Source organism: Streptomyces sp. A012304 (assembly GCF_026008495.1).
Lineage (GTDB): Bacteria > Actinomycetota > Actinomycetes > Streptomycetales > Streptomycetaceae > Streptomyces.
In genome coordinates this window covers 122,564-141,176 of the sequence record NZ_BQUN01000106.1, presented here as the reverse complement: position 1 = coordinate 141,176, position 18,613 = coordinate 122,564, and the positions used below count along the sequence as shown (strand labels likewise).

The window sequence follows — 18,613 nt, the reverse complement described above, 5'->3', positions numbered from 1 at the left end:
CCCGTTCGCCGCCGGCATCACCGCGAACGCGGCCCGGGCCGCCACCGCCACCGGCCGCCCGCTGGTCGTGCTGCGCCGGCCCGGATGGCACCCCGGCCCCGGCGACCGCTGGCATCCCGTCGGCTCGCTGGAGGAGGCGGCGCGGCTGCTGCCGGAGCTGGGCCGGCGGGTCTTCCTGACGACGGGCCGCCTGGGCCTCGCGGCCTTCGCCCACCTGACCCGGCTCCACTTCGTCGTACGGTCGGTGGAGCCGCCCGAGCCGCCCCTGCCCCCGGACGTCGAACTCCTCCTCGACCGTGGTCCGTTCACCGTCGACGACGAACGGGCCCTGCTGCGCGCGCACCGGGTGGACATGGTGGTGACGAAGGACAGCGGGGGAGCGGCCACGGCCGCGAAACTGACCGCGGCACGTGAACTCGGCCTGCCGGTCGTGGTCGTACGGCGGCCGCCGCTGCCCGACGGGGTCACGGCGGTGCCGGACGTGGCGGCGGCGCTGGCGCGGCTGGGGCTCAGCCCCCGGTGACGGAGACGCACGGCCGGTCGCCCGCGCGCAGCACCTGCCCCCGGAGTGCCGACCGGACGGCGGTAGCGGCACCCCGGGCCCGGCTTTCCTGACGGGCGCGTGGTTCGGGACGGGCGCATGGTTCAGGACGGGCGCGTGGTTCCGGACGGGCACGTGGTTTCAGGGGGCGGCCGGGGCCAGTTCGGCCAGGCGGCGGGGCAGGCGGGAGCCGAGGTCCTCGACGAGGAGCCGTTTGGCGATCGTGTCCACGGCGGCCCGCAGGTCGCTGCCCGGCGGCCGGCCGATGTCCCGCCGCACCCGCTCCTCCAGCCAGTGCCCCCAGGCCTCGGTGATGACACGGGCCTCGCGTACGCCCGCCTCGGTGTGGGTGAGCAGCGAGCCGTGCCGGGTCAGAAAACCCTCGTCGACCATCCGGGCGAACACCGGCAGCAGCACCTCCGGCGGGAGGTGACGGCTGGCGGCGATGAGCCCGAGGCTCGCGTGGCCGACCATCCGGGTGAACGCGTCGACCTGCATGACCGCCCAGGCGCCCGCCACGTCCAGTCGGGTGTCGGACCCCTCGATGATCCGGCGCCCGGTGTCCAGGTCTGCTCCGCCGATGATCTTCGCCACGGCCGCCTCCAGCACCCGCTGCGCGTTCGCGTCGTGCGGGGAGGCGAACCCCTCGCCCATGTCGGTGGAGCCCAGCCGGGCACTGTCGCGCAGCGGGACCTCCTTGAGGAACAGGGCGACGAGGAACCCGAGAGCCGCCACCGGCACCGTCCACAGGAACACCGTCTGGATGGTGTCCGCGTACGCGGAGACGATCGGGGCGGCGGCCTGGGCAGGCAGCTCGTGCAGGCCCTCCGGGCTGGTCGCCGCCCCGGTCAGCGCGGCCGGGTCGGTGCCGCCCGCAGCGGCCGAGGCGATCCCCTCGCGCAGGTTCGGGGTGAGCGCGTTGGTGTAGATCGTGCCGAAGACGGCCGTGCCGAAGGAGCTGCCCAGGGTGCGGAAGAAGGTGACGCCGGAGGTGGCGGTGCCGAGGTCGGCGTAGTCGACGGTGTTCTGCACGGCGATCGTCAGCACCTGCATGCACAGACCGATGCCGACGCCGAGCACCCCCATGTACAGCGATTCCAGCCAGGTGCCCGTCGCCGGGTCCATGAGGGACATCAGGAACAGCCCGAGCGCCATCACCAGCGAGCCGGCGATCGGGAACAGCCGGTAACGGCCGGTCATGCCGACCACGTTGCCGCCGGCGATCGACGCGACGAGCAGACCGATCACCAGTGGCAGCGTGCGCACCCCGGAGACGGTCGCCGAGTCGCCGTCGACGTACTGGAGATAGCTCGGCAGGTAGGTCAGCGCGCCGAGCATCGCGAAGCCGACGATGAAGCTGAGGACCGAGCAGACCGTGAAGACCGGGTTGCGGAACAGCCGCATCGGCAGCGTGGGTTCCCGCGCGCGGGTCTCCACCCAGCAGAACCCGGCGAGGGCGACCGCGCCGCCCGCGAACAGGCCGACGATCACACCCGAACCCCAGGCGTACTCGTTGCCGCCCCAGCTCGTCGCCAGGATCAGCGCGCTCGCCCCGACCGCGACCAGCGCGATGCCCAGGTAGTCGATGACCGGCCGGGCCGCGGACTTCACCACCGGCAGGGTGCGCGCCGCGGCGAGGACCACGACGATCGCGATGGGGACGTTCACATAGAACGCCCACCGCCACGACAGGTGGTCGGTGAACAGCCCGCCCAGCAGCGGCCCGACGACCGTGGCCACGCCGAACACGGCACCGATCGCGCCCTGGTACTTCCCCCGCTCACGCAGCGGGATGACGTCCGCGATCAGCGCCATCGACGTCACCATCAGCCCGCCCGCGCCGACGCCCTGCACCGCCCGCCAGGCGATCAGCAGCGACATGTTCGTGGCCAGACCGCACAGGAACGAGCCCGTGACGAAGACGACCGCCGAGACCTGGAAGACCGCCTTGCGGCCGAACAGGTCACCGAACTTGCCGACCAGCACGGTCGTGACGGTCTCCGCGAGGAGGTAGGAGGTGACCACCCACGACATGTGCGCGGCACCGCCGAGGTCCGACACGATCGTCGGCAGCGCGGTGCCTACGATCGTCTGGTCCAGGGCCGCCAGCAGGATCCCCAGCACGATCGTCACGAAGACGACCGTGCGCCGGCGCGAGTCCAGCACGGGCGGCTGCGCCGCGGGCGCGCCCGGACCCGCCGCTCCGGGCGGTCCCGGGGGCTCCTGGGTGATGGTCACGAGGTCACGATCACACCGGGCCCCGAGCCGCGCATGCGGGAACGGTCCGCTCGGGTACCACCCCCTACCCCTCCCCGGGGTCGCGGCGCAGCAGATACGTGTCCATGATCCAGCCCTTGCGCTCGCGCGCCTCGGCCCGCAGCCGCTCGATACGGGGACCGGCCTCCGCGAGCGGACCGGAGACGAGGATCTCGTCCGGGGTGCCCAGATAGGCGCCCCAGTAGATGTGCACGTCCTCCTCCGCGTACCGCCGGAAGGCCTGGTGGGCGTCGAGCATCACCACCACGTCGTCCACCCCTTCCGGGAAGCCCTCGGTGAGCCGCCGCCCCGTGGTGATCTGCACCGGCCGCGCCACCCGGTTCAGCCCGGTGCGGTGCCGGGCGACGAGCGCGGACACACTGCTGATGCCCGGCACGACGTCGTACTCGAACGCCACCGCGCCGCGCGCCAGCACCTCCTCCAGGATGCCCAGCGTGCTGTCGTACAGCGCGGGGTCGCCCCACACCAGGAACGCGCCGCTGTCGTCCTCGCCCAGCTCCTCGGTGATCAGCCGCTCGTAGATGTCGGCGCGGGCGCTGCGCCAGTCGCCGACCGCGGGGGAGTAGGCCGCGCCGCCCGCGCCGCGGTCGCGCTCCGGGTCGCGGGCCTCCACCACCCGGTAGGTGCCCTCCGGTATGTGCGTGTCCAGCATGTCCCGGCGCAGCCGGGTCAGATCGCTCTTCACCTCGCCCTTGTCCAGGACGAAGAACACGTCCGTGCTCCGCAGGGCCTTGACCGCCTGGAGGGTCAGGTGGTCGGGGTCACCCGCGCCGATACCGATGACATGAATCTTTCGCACGCCCCCGAGTCTGCCGTACGCCACTGACAGTGACGGCACCGGACCCGGCCGTCGTCACCGCAGCCTGGGCGCCGCCGCGCGCGCGTCCACCGGGCCGCCCGTCTCCTCCACGGTCCGCGCCAGCTCCCGCGCCCAGCCCGCCAGCGCCCCGAGGTCCATCCCGTACGGCCGGCCCTGCCCGGCGTCCGCCGCCCACTCCTCCACGGCGCCGGCGCCCCGCCGCAGCAGCCGCGCCCCGCCCGTGACGTTCCCGCGCGCCGCGTGCGTGAGACCCACCGCGAGCTGGGCCAGCCCCCGCCACAGGGCGCGCTCGCTCTCGGGACCCGACTTCCAGGCGTCCTCGAAGACCTCGTGCGCGTGGAACGGCTTGCCCTCCGCCAGCAGGGCCTGCGCCTCGGCGACGCTCTCCCCCGGGGTGCGCACGACGCCCTCCGGCTGCCGCGCCACACCCGCCGCGCCATAGGGGAGCGGCCGCCCCAGCCCGTCCCGGGGCCGGGCGTTGCGCGCCCGCCCCTCCTCGTCCCGGTCCCGCGCGCCGGCGGGCCGGCCCTCGTCCATGTCCCGTGTGCTGCCCATGGGGCGATTGTCCCGCGCCGGTGCCCCCTTCGGCGCACCGCCCGGCGTGGGGTAAAGTTCTGTTCGCGCGATCACGCGGACCTCCGCGTGGCAGCGCACCGGGACGTGGCGCAGCTTGGTAGCGCACTTGACTGGGGGTCAAGGGGTCGCAGGTTCAAATCCTGTCGTCCCGACACTGCTTTTCGCAGGTCGGAGGCCGTTCTCTCATCCATGGGAGAGCGGCCTCCGCTGTTTCCCGGCGTGTGCTCGGCACACCCTCTCCGAGCTCCGTGAACGGAGCGCGTACCGCGCACAAAGATGCGTCAGGTCGTCGTTGACCCGTGCTCCGCGGCGGGGCCAGGGTGGGGGAGCCCCACCTCCCCGCGGTGCGGCACCGCGGCCCGCCGCTGTGCGTTCCGCCGCGTGCGGGTGGGCGGACGAGCAGAGAGGAGGGTGCGTGGGCACCCAGGACAACGCGCCGGACGGACGGGACGGCGCCCTCGACGGAGCGGGGCGCGGCGCGCTGGAGGGCCTGCGCGTCGCCGACTTCTCCCGGGTCCTCGCCGGCCCCTACGCCACCATGCTCCTCGCCGACCTCGGCGCCGACGTGGTGAAGGTGGAGCGGCCCGGGACCGGGGACGACACCCGGGCCTGGCACCCACCCGCCGACCACGACGGCACCTCCACCTACTTCCTGAGCGTCAACCGGAACAAGAGGTCCGTCGTCCTGGACCTCACGACCGGGACGGGGCGCGAACAGGCCCGTGCCCTGGTCGCCGAATCCGACGTGCTGGTGGAGAACTTCCGCCCCGGCACGATGGAGCGGCTGGGCCTCGGGCCGCAGCGGCTGCGCGCCCGGCACCCGGAGCTGATCTACTGCTCCATCAGCGGTTTCGGCAGCGGCGCGGGCGCCGCCGTCCCCGGGTACGACCTGCTCGTGCAGGCCGTCGGCGGTCTGATGAGCGTCACCGGCGAGACGCACGGGGAGCCGGTGAAGGCCGGCGTCGCGCTGGTCGACGTGATCACCGGACTGCACGCCTCGCTCGGCATCCTGGCGGCCCTGAGACACCGCGACGCCACCGGCGAGGGACAGCTCGTCGAGGTGAACCTGCTCGGCTCGCTGCTGTCGGCCATGGTCAACCAGGCGTCGGCGTACGCCGTCGCCGGAGTCGTCCCCGGGCGCATGGGCAACGCGCACCCGAGCATCGCCCCGTACGAGACCTTCCCCACCGCCGACCGTCCGCTCGCCCTCGCGGTGGGCAACGACCGGCAGTTCGCGGCGCTCGCCGAGACCGTGGGCGATCCGGGCCTCGCCCTCGACGACCGCTTCCGCACCAACGCCGACCGGGTCGCCCACCGCGCCGCACTGCGGGCCCTCCTGGCCGAGCGGCTCAGCGTCGCGGGCGCCGATCACTGGTCCGCCGTCCTGCTGGCCGCCGGGGTGCCCGCCGGACCGGTCAACACCCTCGACGAGGCCTTCGCCTACGCCCGAAAACTCGGCGTTCCCGGCATCGTCGAGATCCCCGCCGCGGCGGGCGGCGAGCCCCACCGCCAGGTCGCGCACCCCATCGGGCTGAGCGCCACACCCGCCCGGTACCGCCTGCCCCCGCCCCGCCTGGGCGGGCACACCGCCCAGATCCTGCACGGCCCGTCGTCCGACCACGCCCCCAACCGACCGTGACCACAAGGAGCCACACCCATGAGCGGCAAGCCGCTGAAGGACCCCCTCGACCTGCTCGACATCGCCTCCGTCCTCAGCGAGGAGGAGCGCGAGATCCAGGCCACCGTCGCCAAGTTCCTCGCCGACCGGGTGCGCCCGCACCTCGGCGAATGGTTCGAGAACGCCCACTTCGCCCGCGAACTCGCCCCTGAACTCGGCAAGTTGGGCGTACTCGGCATGCATCTGGAGGGCTACGGCTGCGCCGGCACCAACGCCGTCTCCTACGGCCTGGCCTGTCTGGAGCTGGAGGCGGCGGACTCCGGCTTCCGCAGCTTCGTCTCCGTGCAGGGCTCCCTGTCGATGTTCTCCATCTGGAAGTGGGGCTCCGAGGAGCAGAAGCAGGAGTGGCTGCCGCGGCTCGCGGCCGGTGAGGCCATCGGCTGCTTCGGGCTGACCGAACCCGACTTCGGCAGCAACCCGTCCGGGATGCGCACGAAGGCCGTACGGGACGGCGGCGACTGGATCCTCAACGGCTCCAAGATGTGGATCACCAACGGGAGCATCGCGGACGTCGCCACGGTGTGGGCGCAGACCGAGGACGGTGTCCGGGGCTTCCTCGTGCCGCGCGGCACCCCCGGCTTCACCACCCAGGACATCAAGCAGAAGATGTCACTGCGCGCCTCGGTCACCTCGGAGCTGTCCCTCGACCACGTCCGGCTGCCCGACTCCGCCCGCCTGCCGCTCGGCGAGGGGCTGCGCGGACCGCTGTCCTGCCTCAACGAGGCCCGTTTCGGGATCCTCTTCGGTGCCGTCGGCGCCGCCCGTGACTCGCTCCAGGCGGCCATCGACTACGCCGACTCCCGGGTGCAGTTCGACAAGCCGATCAGCGCCTTCCAGCTCACCCAGAAGAAGCTCGCCGACATGACCGTGTCGCTGGGCACCGCCGCGCTGCTCGCCGTGCACCTGGGCCGGCTGAAGGACCAGCACCGCATCCGGCCCGAGCAGATCAGCGTCGGAAAGCTCAACAACGTCCGGGAGGCGATCGCGATCGCCCGCGAGTGCCGCACGATCCTCGGGGCCAACGGCATCTCCCTGGAGTACTCGCCGCTGCGCCACGCCAACAACCTGGAGTCCGTCCTCACCTACGAGGGCACCGGCGAGATGCACACCCTGGTCGTCGGCCAGGCGATCACCGGCCAGGCGGCGTTCCGCTGACCGTAGCGACCGGAGCCGACGCCGCACCCGCCCCTGGGCGGTCCTCGCGGCGTCGGCCTTTCGCGCAGGTGGGGCCGCCGCGCCCGCCACCGGGCGCCGACCCAGGTGGCCGAGTCCGCGCCCGGGCCGCCCGGTGGCTCCCGGCGCTCAGGCCGCCCGGTAGCTGAAGAACCCCTGTCCCGACTTGCGGCCCAGCAGACCCGACTCGACCATGCGGCGCAGCAGCGGGGGAGGGGCGTACAGCGGTTCCCGGTACTCCTCGTACAGCGCCTCGCCTATCGCCGCCACCGTGTCCAGACCGATGAGGTCGGCCAGTCGCAGCGGGCCCATCGGGTGCGCGCAGCCGGCGGTCATCCCGGTGTCGATGTCCTCGGCCGTCGCCGTGCCGGTGCCGACCATCCGGACGGCGGCCAACAGGTACGGCACCAGGAGGGAGTTGACCACGAACCCGGCGCGGTCCTGCGCCACGATGGTCTTCTTGCCCAGGGTCTCGGCGGCGAAGGAACGGACCCGCAGCTCCGTCGCCTTCGACGTGTGCAGCGACGGAACGACCTCCACCAGGGGCATGACGGGGACGGGGTTGAAGAAGTGCAGGCCCACCACCGCCTCCGGCCGTGCGGTCGCCGCCGCGAGCCGGGCGATGGGGATCGAGGAGGTGTTGCTGGCCAGGACGGCGGCCGGGTCGGTGACCACCTCGTCCAGCCGCCGGAACAGCTCCGTCTTCGCCCGCTCGTCCTCGACCGCGGCCTCGACGACCAGGTCCACGTCGGACAGGTCGGAGAGCTCGGCGGTGGCCGAGACCCCGGCCAGGGCGGCCACGCGCGCCTCCGGCGTGAGGGTGCCGCGCTGCTCGGCCTTGAGCAGGGAGTCCGCCACGCCCGCCAGCCCGGCACGGGCCCGGTCCTCGGTCACGTCGCACAACGTGACGTGCAGCCCGGCGCGGGCGCACACCTCGGTGATGCCCCGGCCCATCTGCCCGGCGCCGACGACGCCCACACGCTTGATCGATGTCATCATGTCCTCCGCCTGTCGCTCCGCCCGGCGGCGGTCGGGCGACCCCGCCACGGTCCGTGTCGCGATGTCGAGCCTAGGCCGGGTACACCCCTCCTGACCTGCTGCGATGGTGCGTTTTCCGCGCACAAAGATGCGTCGGTCCATGGGCGGCGGGTGTCGGGTGACGGGCGACGGGTGACGTCAGCCGACGGCGAGAGGGGTGGCGGCCGCCTCCCGCAGGCGGCGGATCACACCGCGCACCGCGGGCGAGGTCTCCCCCTTGCGGTAGGCACCGACCAGCCGGGTCGTCAGCGCCACGTCCGCCAGCGGACGGTAGGCCACCCCCGGGACGTGCGCACGGCGCAGCGAGTCGGGGACCAGGGCGACCGCCAGGCCGCCGCCCACCAGGGTCAGGGCCGCGATGAAGTCCCGTACCGCGGGAGCGCACCGGGGACTGAAGCCGCCCTGCTCCGCCACCTGGAGGATCTGGTCGCGGCAGCCGTACTCCTCGTCGAAGTGCGGGGCGACGAACGACTCGTCGCGCAGCGCCGCCGCCGGTACCGCCTCGTACGCCGCCGACGGCGCGCCGGCCGGCAGCGCCAGCACGATCTGCTCGGTGAGCAGGCAGGTGGCCGTGACGCCCGGCGGGTACCGCGGCCGCCAGCGCAGGAAGCCGACGTCGATGTCCCCGCAGGCCAGCGCCTCCAGCTGGGCCGGTGTCTCCAGCTCGCGCACCTGCACGGTCAGTTCGGTGCCGGGGGCCGCGCAGCGGGTGAGGACGTCCGTGAGCACCCCGGAGAAGGCCGCCGACGCCACGTACGCGATCTCGGCGTGCCCCAGTTCGCCGCGGCCGGCCCGGCGGCCCACAGCTTCGGCACGGGCCGCCTGGGCGAGGGTGAGCCGCGCCTCCTCCAGGAACAGCCGCCCGGCACTGGTCAGCGCGGGGCGGGTGCGCCGTCCGCGGTCGATCAGCCGCACGCCCAGGTGCGACTCCAGTGCCCTGACCTGCGCGCTGAGCGCCGACGGTGCGAGGTGCAGACGGTCCGCCGCGCGGGCGAAGTGCAGTTCCTCCGCGACCGTGACGAACGTTTCCAGCCAGCGCAGTTCCATCGGCGCTCCGTCCTGCCGAGTCCGTACGGACGATGGTCACGACCGTGCGCGGTCGGTGGGACACGCACGGCCCGGGGGAAAGGAAATCACCCCGCGGCCAGGGGGCAGAACAGGGGGCCGCGGGGTGAGTACGGGGGGCGTCCCGCCGGTCAGGGGACGACGACGTAGTTGCTGAAGCCGCCGTCGCGGTCCTCCAGCCCGGAGATCGCCTCGTTGACCTTGGCCAGCGGGAAGGGCTTGGCCTCCAGGTAGGACAGGTCCAGGGTGCCGGTGGCCACCATGTCGGCCAGCTCCTGCCCCTGCGCCGTGGTGAACCAGTTGGAGCCGATCAGCTGGACCTGCTCGTCCATCAGCCACTTGACGTCCACCGGCAGCCGGTCGGCCACCCCGCCGACGTTGACCACCCTGCCGCCCCGGCGGACACCCTGCATGGAGTCGAGCATCGTCTCCACCGGGGCCCGGGCGCCGAGCGCGCTGATGATGAAGTCCGCGCCCTCGCCACCGGTGAGGGACTTCGCCCACGCGCCGCTGGAACCCTCGCCCAGCCGGAACACCTCGACCCGGTCCGGGTCGAGTTCCTTGACGCGTTTGAGGAGTTCCTCGTTGCGGCCCGTGCCGAGGACCCGGGAGACCCCGGAGGCCAGCGCGAGTACGGTCGCGGCGACCCCGAGGGTGCCGGTGACCCCGTCGATCAGCGCCACCTGGCCGGGGCCGGCCCCGGCGTGCCGCAGGGCGCCGTAGGACGTGCCGATGTAGCCGAGCTTGCCGGCCTGCTCGAACGTCATGGAGTCCGGGATGTTGACGATCGAGTACTGCGGGGCGGTCATGTACTCGGCGAAGCCGCCGTACGGGTACAGGTCGAAGATCCGCTGCCCGTCACGGGAGGTGCTGAAGTAGCCGTTCAGGGTGAAATAGCGGCACCGGCTGCGCTGACCCGCCCGGCACACCTGGCAACTCCCGCAGGACCGCAGCGGGTTGACGTACACCCGGTCGCCGGGCCGGGTGTTCAGGACCGCCTCGCCGACCGCCTCGACCACGCCGGCGGCGTCCAGACCGAAGATCGCGGGGAACCTGGGCAGCGGCTGGTGCGGGAACCAGGTGGGCCAGTTGTTGATGACGTTGGCCATGTTGGGCACGATGCCGCAGGCCCTGACCCGCACCAGCACGTCGGTCGGTCTGGGGACGGGCACGTCGATCGTGTCCACCGACATGGGTTCACCGAGCCGGTGCAGCCGTGCGGCGAGCATTTTCGCCATGGAAGTACTCCTTGGAATTCCCCGAGTGGGGAGCGTGCGGGTCAGAAGGGGTTGACGTAACCGTTCTCGAGGTCGATGTCGAGCAGCCCCATGAGGCGGACGCCGGAGTTGTACCAGGCGATGGAGAGGGCGAGTTCGACCATCTGCCGGTCCGTCAGGCGCGCTGCGGCCGCTTGCCATGTCTCCTCGGAGACGTGCACCTGGAGCGTGGATTCCCGGGCGAGGCGCATGACCGCCTTCTCCGTCTCGTCGAAGACGTCGGCCGCCTCGAAATCGGCGACGGCCGCGAGCTGTTCCTCACTGAGCCCGGCCTTCAGTCCGTGCGACTGATGGTGGGCGACCTCGTACGCCGAACGCGTCGTATGGCCCACTGTCAGGATCGCCAACTCGCGCAGCTTGGAGCTGAGTTCGCCGCCGCGCAGCGAATTGGCGTAGGTGAGGAACGCGTCGAGCTGGGCCGGGGCGTTGGCCAGGGCGAGGAAGATGTTCGCCGTCGGGACCTTGCGCTCGGCCTCCAGCCGGTCGTACAGGGGTTTGCGCTCGACGTCCGCGTCCTCGCGGCGCAGATAGGGAACTCGTGCCATGTCGTCTCCTCGGGGGACGGAAAGGGGAGGCCGGATCAGCGGGCGGACCGCTCGAGCAGGAACCGCTCGAGCGTCATGGGCTTCGGCGGCTCGGCCGGCGGGATCTGCTTCACCCCGGAGAAGGGCGACGCCTCGGCGTACCACTTCTCCAGCGCCGGCAGGCCCCAGCGGACGTTGGTGCTCAGCGATCCCGCGTCCCAGCGCACCGGCTCGACCTCGGTGTCGATCGTCTGGTAGTGGCTGTTGAAGACCTCCACCCGGTGCCCGTCGGGGTCCCGGAGGTAGGTGAAGAGCATGCCGCCCGGACCGTGCCGCCCCGGGCCCCGCTCCACGCCCTCGCCGTACCCGAGGATGCCCGCCCAGTCGCAGGCGGTGAAGATGTCACGGCTCTCGGAGACGGTGTACGCGAAATGGTGCAGGGCGGGACCGGTGTTCTCCACGACCGCGAGGTCCAGACAGGTCCCCTTGCGGTACATGAACGCGCTCAGCAGCTTGTCGCCGTGGGCCAGGTACTCGGAGTTGCGGAAGCCGAGTTCTCCGTAGAACGCGCACAGCGCGTAGGCGTCCGGCGCGAAGGTCTGGAAATGGTCCAGGCGCTGCGCGTGAGCACCCTTGTGGTGCGCGAAGTCGATGTGCAGCCGCGGCCGTGTCTCCATGTGCGCGCAGAGTTCGAGCGGCGTGCCGGCGGGATCGGAGACGTGCAGGGTACGGCCCTGGTACGGCAGGTCGACCCACCGCGCGGGCAGTCCCCGCTCGCGGAACCAGCCGTGCGCGATGTCGAGGTCCTCGTCGAGGAAGACGCGGAAGCCGATCCTCTCGCAGGCACCGGCACCCTCTTCGTCCAGCTCCAGCACGAGGCTGTGGTGGCAGGCCTCGGCGAGACCGCGGAGATAGCAGGTGCGTTCGTCCTCGTCGCTGACGACGAGCCCGAGGACGTTGACGTAGAAGTCCCGGCTCTCGGCGAGATCGGCGACGGTGAGACGCACATGGCTGGAGCGGGTGATGTTGAAACTCGGGCGCAGATCGACGGGTGGCAGCATGCTGGTCTCCGGCTCCGACTCGGCTCTGAATTCGATGACTGTAAGGGGCTGTGGGGCTTTTGTGAGCTGGCTCTTCTTACGAAACGGCGGTGGTGGACGGGAAAGCGGACCAGCCGCTGAATTCCGCGGAATTCCCGAGGGCTTCCTCGATGCGCAGCACCTCGTTCCACTTGGCCATGCGTTCGGAGCGGGTGAACGAGCCGACCTTCAGCTGGCCCGCGTCCCAGCCGACGGCCAGGTGCGCGATGGTGACGTCCTCGCTCTCCCCGGAGCGGGCCGAGACGACCGTGCCGAAACCGGCGTCCTTTCCGGCCCGCAGGGCCTGGAACGCCTCCGTGACCGTGCCCGCCTGGTTCGGCTTGATGAGCACCGCGTTCGCCGCCCGGGCGGTCGCGGCCGCCTCCACCCGCTTGGCGTCGGTGACCAGGAAGTCGTCGCCGATCACCTGGCAGCGGTGGCCGTGGCGGCGGGTGAACTCGACCATGCCCTCGTGGTCGTCCTCGCCGACCGGGTCCTCCACGGACAGGATCGGGTACCGCTCGATCCAGCCGCCCAGCATGTCGATCAGCGCCGCGGTGTCCAGCGTGCGGTCGTCGAGCGCGAGGGCGTACCGCCCGTCCCGGCCGAACTGGGAGGCCGCGACGTCCAGGGAGATGCCGACCTGGGCCGAGGGGGCGAAGCCCGCGGTCTCGATGGCCAGGGTCAGTGTCTCCAGTGCCTCCTCGTTGGAGTCGAACGCCGGCCAGAAGCCGCCCTCGTCGGCGACGCCCTGGGCCTTGCCGGCCTTGCGCATCAGACCTCCGGCGGCCCGGTAGATCTCCGCCGTCCAGTCCAGGGCCTCGGCGAAGCTGCCGGCCGCGGGGCAGACCACCATGAAATCCTGCACGTCCACCCGGCGGTCCGCGTGGGCGCCGCCGCCGAAGATCTGGATCTCCGGCAGGGGGATGCGTACCGGACGGCCGCCGGAGAGCCGCAGCCACAGCGGCTCGTCCGCCGACGCCGCGGCGGCGTGCAGGACGGCCATGGAGGTGGCCACGACCGCGTTGCCGCCGAGCCGGCTCCGGTCGGGGGTGCCGTCGAGGTCGACCAGCAGCCGGTCGACGCCCTCCTGGTCGCCCGCGTCCCGGCCCGCCAGGGCGGGGGCGATCTCGTGGTTCACCGAGCCCACGGCACGCCGGACGTCCAGGCCGCCGAAGCGGCTGCCGCCGTCGCGCAGGTCGAGCGCCTCGCCCTGCCCCGTGGAGGCGCCCGCCGGGGCGATCGCCCGGCCGACCGCGCCGTCCCTGAGGCGGACCTCCACCTCGACGGTCGGACGACCGCGTGAGTCCCACACCCTGCGGCCGTGCAACTGGGCGATCCGCGCGTCTGTCATGGTGCTGGAGCCTTTCCGGGGGTGGGGCGGGGATGGTGGTGTGCGGCCGGTCGGGGGGCGAGAGAGAGCCCTGCCGTCGATCGGTACGCGGTGGTGCGAGGTGATACGGGGCGGTGCGGGGGTCCGCGCGGGTGGGGAGGGGGCGCGGGGTAGGGCGCACCAGGAGGGGGAGCCCACTGGATCGGGCCCCGTGCTCGGCGTACCACGGAGGGAGAACAGGACCGGGACACCGCAGTGCTATCGATAGCGCAATCGTGCGGAGCTTCGACGGCGGCTGTCAAGGGGTGAGCCGGGCTTCTTACGCGAGGACGACGGTCGCGGGGTGCGTGAGTGCTATCGTTCGCGCACCGGTCGGCCTACCTGCGCGTCGGCCCGACCCCGACGGCAACCGCCTCCGCATCGGCACACCGACGGGATGAACGCGCGTGGGCGCGGCGCGGGACTCCTTCATGCGGCCACATCCACCCAGGGGCTCCAAGCATCCTGAATACTTCGTCGGTCGCCTCGATCAAATTCTGCTGCTTGTCCACCATCTCGACTTGACTGGAGTTGAAGTAAGCGGCAGCGAACAAGCCTTCCCCGCCCTTCCTGGCCCTTTTTGCGAGGTTTTATAATGTGGTTGCCGCTGGGGTGGTGGGTCGGTTGAATGACTGGCCATGAACCTGGCACAGGCGGCCGAGCGGCTCGGGTTGGGGCAGGTGCTGGATGCCCCGCTGCTGCTCAAGGACGACGAGCAGGGCCCGGTGTGGAAGGCCGTCACTGACTCCGGCTCATGGGTGGTGAAGCTCGCCCAGCCCTGGGGTGACTTCTGGCTGCGCATGGCCGCCCAGGCAGGGGCGCTTGAAGCCGCCGCGTGGGAGACCGGTGTCGCGATGCCCGAGCCGCAGTCGACGACTCTGGGAGAAGCGGGTCTGTGGCGACCGATCGGGGACGGTGTCTACGCCCGTGCGGTGCGCTTCGTCGAGGGCGCGCATCCGACCGCGCCGACGTCCGAACCGTTGGCGGCATGGGCCGGCGGGCTCGTCGCTGACCTTGCACGGTGCGCGATTCCAGCCGACCCGACCGTCGACGGCGACTACCGGTCGTGCTCCCAGGGAGAGTGGGAGGAGTGGTTCGCTCAGGCCGAACGCCTTCAGGTCCTCAGTGCCGAGCACGTCCGCGTCTTCAAGCTGTCGGTGGAGCAGGCCGAGGCCATGGTCGAAGACCAGCGTGAGTTGTGGCGATCCAAGTTGGTCATGCATCGCGACATCCGGCACCAGAACATTCTGACCGGCTCCGGCGGACCTGTGCTGTTGGACTTCGATGCCGCTGGGGCGCAGGACCCGTGGTGGGAGCTGGTCTTCACCGCTTTCTGCCTCGCCGGCTTCAGCCGCGGGTCGGAAGTGCCCGAGCGCCGTATCGTCGAAGCGTGCCTCTCCGGATATGTCGCTGCGGGAGGGGAAGTCGGGGCGGTCGACGAGTCGGCGTTCACCGGTATGTTCGCCGGACGTGTGGGAGCGGCGACTTGGCAGCTGTGGATGGCCTGCGGCCACCGGGGCGGGAGCCCGGAGTACCAGGCCGGCTTCGCTCAGGCACTCAGGGAGTCGGTGAAGGCGATGGCCACGATGCGTAAGGCCATGCCGACCTGGGCCACTTGGCTCAGGGCGTGAGCGGGGAAGGCCGGGCAGAGCGCCGCCAACGGATGAGCTGTGCGGCGAGTTCGACGAAGCGACCGGTGACAGGCCGGTGCTCTCGCCCGCACCCTGACGTGGGAGCAGTCTGGCCATGACGGCGTTGAGCTCGTACGACATCCCCGCAGGGGAGCCGCACAGCCCCCACGACGGTTCGATGCAAAGCGCTCTGCGGTAGGCGTTCACCGCAGGCGCTTGCCGGTGGGGCGGCCGTCGTCGGGGCCCCGGTCACGGGAACACCGTGGCCGGGGCCCCAGGATCAGCCGCCGCGGAAGGTGCCGGCCGCTGCTAGTTCCGGTACCGGAACACGATCCTGCCGCGCGTCAGGTCGTACGGCGGGAGCTCCACCAGTACCCGGTCCTCCAGCACGATCTTGATGTAGTTCTTGCGGATCTTCCCGCTGATGTGCGCGAGCACCTTGTGGCCGTTCTCGAGCTCCACGGTGAACATGGCGCTGCGCAGGCACTCGACGACCCTGCCCTCGACCTCGATGACGTTCCTGTTCTTCGTCATCGCACCAGCTCCAGGTTGCTGCTCATCGGCCGGGCGCCGATGCCCTCGAACAGCGCCGAGGCCGCGCGGTTGGACTCGTGGACTTCGGTCCAGGCCGCGGCGGACCCGGAGCGGTGCAGCGTTCCCAGCGCGTGGGCCAGCAGCGCCCGCGCGATGCCGCGGCGCTGCTCGCCGGCCCGGACCGCGACCAGTCCGATGCGCGGCCGGTGCACCGGCACCACCCGGATCAGACCCAGGTAGCGGTCCGGCGCCGCGGCCACCGCGTACTTCGACGGGTCGACGATGGTGTCGCCCGCGGGGCGGGCAATCACCTCCGCGGGCATCGACTGCCACCCGACGGTCGCCTCGACCTCGTCACGGATCGCACGGTCCACCGCCCGCAGCAGACCCTCGTCCGCCTGGCCGGCGGGCACGATCGTCACGCCCGGAGGCGGCAGGACTTCGTCGAGCCCTGTGACCCGCGGGTCGGTCGGCACGGTGTACTCCCACTCGCGGCGCCGGATCGTGAAACCGGCCCGCCGCCAGCCGGCCGTCAGCTCGATGTCGGCTTCGTCGACCACCGTGTGCAGCGGCGCCGGCAGGTCCGCCAGCATCGCCTCGGCGAGCCGGTCGAAGGCGGCGTCGTGCCAGGCGTCGATGCTGACGAACAAGCGTCCGTCGGGCCGGTGCTGCGCATGCCCTCGGCCGACCACCAGATCGTCATCCAGTGCATGCCACTGCCCGTCCGCGACGCGCGTGATCATCACCGCGCCCGCGCTCGGGCCAGAAGCGAAAGGCTTCGTGTTCATCGGAGTCTTCCTCCAGAAGTGCCTCGATCTCAGGCGCTCCTGGCGACACCGAACGTCAGCCGCCGGACCGTGACGGGTTGAGGGAGCACCCACGGGTAACTGTGTTCACGGGGCTCACCTCCAAAAAGACGACTTCACGGTCCACCGCGAAAGTAGCAGCGGGGCGCCGCCTCGCTCCAATCCTTTTCTGGGCGCTCGTCACGAGGAACTGCTCGAAGGATTGGCGGTGCGAGGCCGAGCACCGCGCGGCCGTGCTGTGCTGCCCCGCAGGATCAGGGAGCCCGGGGAGACCGATGTGTACGGGCCGTCGTTGGCCGGCTTGGTCTTGAGGCGGCGCATCAGCCACAGGGCGCAGCCGGTGGCCATTTCCTGGATCGGCAGCCCGACCGTGGTGAGACCGGGGCCCCACCAGGAGAAGCCGGACTCGTCGCCGAATCCGACCACGGACAGCTCCTCGGGCACCTTCACGCCCTGTCCGGACAACTCCTCCAGGGCACCAAGGGTGAGCTGGATCGACCCGAGGACCAGCGCGGTGGGCGCGTCCGGCTCCCGCAGCAGCGCGCGGACCGCTTCCCGGCCGTGCTCCACGGACGCCGGCGGCCGCAGCTCGGCGCGACCGGCGTCCTCGGGCAGCCCGCCCTCGCTCAGGGCGGTGCGGAAGCCCCGCAGACGCTCCGCACCCGTGGGCAGTTCGACCGGACCGCCCAGGTAGGCGATGCGGGTGTGTCCCTGCGCCACCAGGTGGGCGGTGGCCTGACGCAGCGCCTCGTGGTCGTCGACACCGAACCACTGCGAACCCAACGACGGGTGACGGCGCAGCAGTTGGAGGTGCGGCAGTGAGCGCAGGAGCTTGACGGACTCGTTGTGCGGGCGTGCGGTGGGCACGATGATGACGCCGGCCACGCGGTTCGCGGACAGCTCGCGCAGATGGCGCAGTTCCACCATCCGGTCGTCGTCGGTCTCCGAGAGCATCAGCTGGAAACCCTGGGTCTCCATGTTCTTCGACAGCTCGTGCGCGATGGTCGAGTAGAAGCTGTTGCGGATGTCCGGGATCACCAGCGCGACCACGTTGCTGGACGCGCCCCGCATCATCCGGGCCGCGCGGTTGGCGACGTACCCCATCTCCGAAGCGGCCTGGCGGACCCGGAACTTGGTCTCGTCGCTGATGCGGGGATCGTCGGCGAGCGCCCGGCCGACGGTCGAGACGGAGATGCCGAGGCGTTCCGCGATGTCCCTGGTGGTGATCACTTGGTGGGCCCCCTCGGACGCCTGATCCGGAGTCGTCACATTCTGTGTGCCAACGATAGCACCGTCGTCGCGCTCCGTGGCCGGGGTGGCGGCGGGCCGGGTAGGTGAGCCCTGTCGTGCTAACGTTAGCATTGATGAATGGGCCGTGCAGCCGACTGCGGCTGCCTAGTGGCGGAGGTTTTCCGTGCGGATCGTCAGATATGCCGTGAGCGGGGTGCCCCATTACGGACAACTCGAATCCGGTGGCACCGGGATCGCGCGATGCGACGGCGATCCGTTCACCGGGCTCTCTCCCACGGGCGACATCGACGAAGTCGACGACGTGACACTTCTCGCGCCGCTCGTCGGTCCCCGGATCTTCGGATTCGCCTACAACTACGCGGCGCATGTCGACGAGTCCGACCGCGAGGTTCCGGACGTTCCCGTCTGTTTCATGAAACCGAGCACGGCGCTGATCGGGCCGGGGCAGCCCATCGTCTATCCGGCCTACGGTGAACTCATCCATTTCGAGGGCGAATTGGTCGTCGTCATCGGAAAGGAAGCCCGGCATGTGAAGCCCTCCGAGGCCGGTGACCACATCCTCGGCTACACCTGCGGGAACGACGTCAGCGACCGCGTCGTGCAGCGCAGGGAGAGCGCGTACGGAACACTCCTGGTCGGCAAGGGGCAGGACACTTTCGCGCCCATGGGGCCGGTCATCGCGACCGGACTCGACCCCTCCGGGCTCTCCCTGACGACCCGGGTGAACGGCGAGGTGAAGCAGTCCGCGAGCACCGCCGACCTGCTGCTCCAGGTGCCCGACCTCGTCTCCTACCTCAGCCGCCACATGACGCTGCTGCCCGGGGACGCGATCATGACCGGCACTCCGTCGGGGGTCGGGCCGATCCGCCCCGGGGACGAGGTGGAGGTCGAGATCGAGGGGATCGGCGTGCTGCGCAACCCGGTCGTGGCCGAGAAGGTCTGATGCCACGCGACACCCTCGGGGCCTTCAC

17 protein-coding genes and 1 tRNA gene are annotated in these 18,613 nt (G+C 71.5%); 6 read left to right on the top strand and 12 right to left on the bottom strand.

The window, feature by feature from the left end; genetic code table 11:
• A partial coding sequence (locus ALMP_RS27505; protein ID WP_264933067.1) for a precorrin-6A/cobalt-precorrin-6A reductase occupies positions 1 to 523 on the top strand: 523 nt, incomplete at its 5' end.
• A gap of 159 nt (positions 524 to 682) precedes the next feature.
• On the opposite strand, the gene ALMP_RS27500 is transcribed toward ALMP_RS27505, so the two are convergent.
• The 3 genes from ALMP_RS27500 to ALMP_RS27490 all read right to left on the bottom strand — a co-directional run bounded on the left by ALMP_RS27500 (position 683) and on the right by ALMP_RS27490 (position 4,193).
• Positions 683 to 2,773, bottom strand: coding sequence for an MDR family MFS transporter (locus tag ALMP_RS27500; protein ID WP_264933109.1), 2,091 nt, complete (start codon positions 2,771 to 2,773; stop codon positions 683 to 685).
• A gap of 70 nt (positions 2,774 to 2,843) precedes the next feature.
• Positions 2,844 to 3,617 carry a precorrin-6A synthase (deacetylating) gene (gene cobF, locus ALMP_RS27495; protein WP_264933065.1) on the bottom strand — a complete coding sequence of 258 codons (774 nt, stop codon included), beginning with the start codon at positions 3,615 to 3,617 and terminating at the stop codon, positions 2,844 to 2,846.
• A gap of 54 nt (positions 3,618 to 3,671) precedes the next feature.
• Positions 3,672 to 4,193 (bottom strand): DUF309 domain-containing protein, encoded by a 522-nt coding sequence (locus ALMP_RS27490; protein ID WP_264933063.1) that lies wholly within the window; start codon positions 4,191 to 4,193, stop codon positions 3,672 to 3,674.
• Between the two features lie 99 nt (positions 4,194 to 4,292).
• Here ALMP_RS27490 and ALMP_RS27485 point away from each other — a divergent pair.
• The 3 genes from ALMP_RS27485 to ALMP_RS27475 all read left to right on the top strand — a co-directional run bounded on the left by ALMP_RS27485 (position 4,293) and on the right by ALMP_RS27475 (position 7,047).
• Positions 4,293 to 4,366 (top strand) — tRNA-Pro (locus ALMP_RS27485).
• 263 nt (positions 4,367 to 4,629) lie between these two features.
• Entirely contained in the window at positions 4,630 to 5,853 is a 1,224-nt protein-coding gene (locus ALMP_RS27480) for a CaiB/BaiF CoA-transferase family protein (protein ID WP_264933062.1), read from the top strand.
• Between the two features lie 18 nt (positions 5,854 to 5,871).
• Entirely contained in the window at positions 5,872 to 7,047 is a 1,176-nt protein-coding gene (locus ALMP_RS27475) for an acyl-CoA dehydrogenase family protein (RefSeq protein WP_264933060.1), read from the top strand.
• 147 nt (positions 7,048 to 7,194) lie between these two features.
• Here ALMP_RS27475 and ALMP_RS27470 read toward each other — a convergent pair whose 3' ends face one another.
• The 6 genes from ALMP_RS27470 to eno all read right to left on the bottom strand — a co-directional run bounded on the left by ALMP_RS27470 (position 7,195) and on the right by eno (position 13,402).
• Complete coding sequence (locus ALMP_RS27470) at positions 7,195 to 8,064, bottom strand: 3-hydroxybutyryl-CoA dehydrogenase (RefSeq protein ID WP_264933059.1); 870 nt, start codon at positions 8,062 to 8,064, stop codon at positions 7,195 to 7,197.
• A gap of 177 nt (positions 8,065 to 8,241) precedes the next feature.
• Positions 8,242 to 9,150, bottom strand: coding sequence for a LysR substrate-binding domain-containing protein (locus ALMP_RS27465; RefSeq protein WP_264933058.1), 909 nt, complete (start codon positions 9,148 to 9,150; stop codon positions 8,242 to 8,244).
• 149 nt (positions 9,151 to 9,299) lie between these two features.
• Positions 9,300 to 10,406 carry an alcohol dehydrogenase catalytic domain-containing protein gene (locus ALMP_RS27460; protein WP_264933057.1) on the bottom strand — a complete coding sequence of 369 codons (1,107 nt, stop codon included), beginning with the start codon at positions 10,404 to 10,406 and terminating at the stop codon, positions 9,300 to 9,302.
• A gap of 41 nt (positions 10,407 to 10,447) precedes the next feature.
• Positions 10,448 to 10,990: a carboxymuconolactone decarboxylase family protein gene (locus tag ALMP_RS27455; RefSeq protein WP_264933056.1), complete on the bottom strand. Its 543-nt coding sequence runs from the start codon at positions 10,988 to 10,990 to the stop codon at positions 10,448 to 10,450.
• Positions 10,991 to 11,025: 35 nt separating this feature from the next.
• Positions 11,026 to 12,030: a VOC family protein gene (locus ALMP_RS27450; RefSeq protein WP_264933055.1), complete on the bottom strand. Its 1,005-nt coding sequence runs from the start codon at positions 12,028 to 12,030 to the stop codon at positions 11,026 to 11,028.
• A gap of 76 nt (positions 12,031 to 12,106) precedes the next feature.
• Positions 12,107 to 13,402, bottom strand: coding sequence for a phosphopyruvate hydratase (gene eno / locus ALMP_RS27445; protein ID WP_264933054.1), 1,296 nt, complete (start codon positions 13,400 to 13,402; stop codon positions 12,107 to 12,109).
• Between the two features lie 656 nt (positions 13,403 to 14,058).
• Between eno and ALMP_RS27440 the strand changes: the two genes are divergently transcribed.
• The gene (locus ALMP_RS27440) at positions 14,059 to 15,051 is read left to right on the top strand and encodes an aminoglycoside phosphotransferase family protein (RefSeq protein WP_264933053.1); all 993 of its coding nucleotides are present in this window, start codon (positions 14,059 to 14,061) and stop codon (positions 15,049 to 15,051) included.
• A gap of 309 nt (positions 15,052 to 15,360) precedes the next feature.
• On the opposite strand, the gene infA is transcribed toward ALMP_RS27440, so the two are convergent.
• From infA to ALMP_RS27425, 3 genes are all read right to left on the bottom strand, one after another.
• On the bottom strand, positions 15,361 to 15,585 hold the full coding sequence (gene infA / locus ALMP_RS27435) for a translation initiation factor IF-1 (protein ID WP_264933052.1): 225 nt from the start codon (positions 15,583 to 15,585) through the stop codon (positions 15,361 to 15,363).
• Positions 15,582 to 16,373, bottom strand: coding sequence for an N-acetyltransferase (locus ALMP_RS27430; protein ID WP_264933051.1), 792 nt, complete (start codon positions 16,371 to 16,373; stop codon positions 15,582 to 15,584). The genes infA and ALMP_RS27430 overlap by 4 nt, the downstream gene beginning before the upstream one ends.
• A 198-nt stretch (positions 16,374 to 16,571) precedes the next feature.
• Entirely contained in the window at positions 16,572 to 17,621 is a 1,050-nt protein-coding gene (locus ALMP_RS27425) for a LacI family DNA-binding transcriptional regulator (RefSeq protein ID WP_264933050.1), read from the bottom strand.
• Positions 17,622 to 17,805: 184 nt separating this feature from the next.
• On the opposite strand from ALMP_RS27425, the gene ALMP_RS27420 reads away from it, so the two are divergent.
• Entirely contained in the window at positions 17,806 to 18,585 is a 780-nt protein-coding gene (locus ALMP_RS27420; RefSeq protein ID WP_264933049.1) for a fumarylacetoacetate hydrolase family protein, read from the top strand.
• Positions 18,586 to 18,613 lie beyond the last annotated feature (28 nt).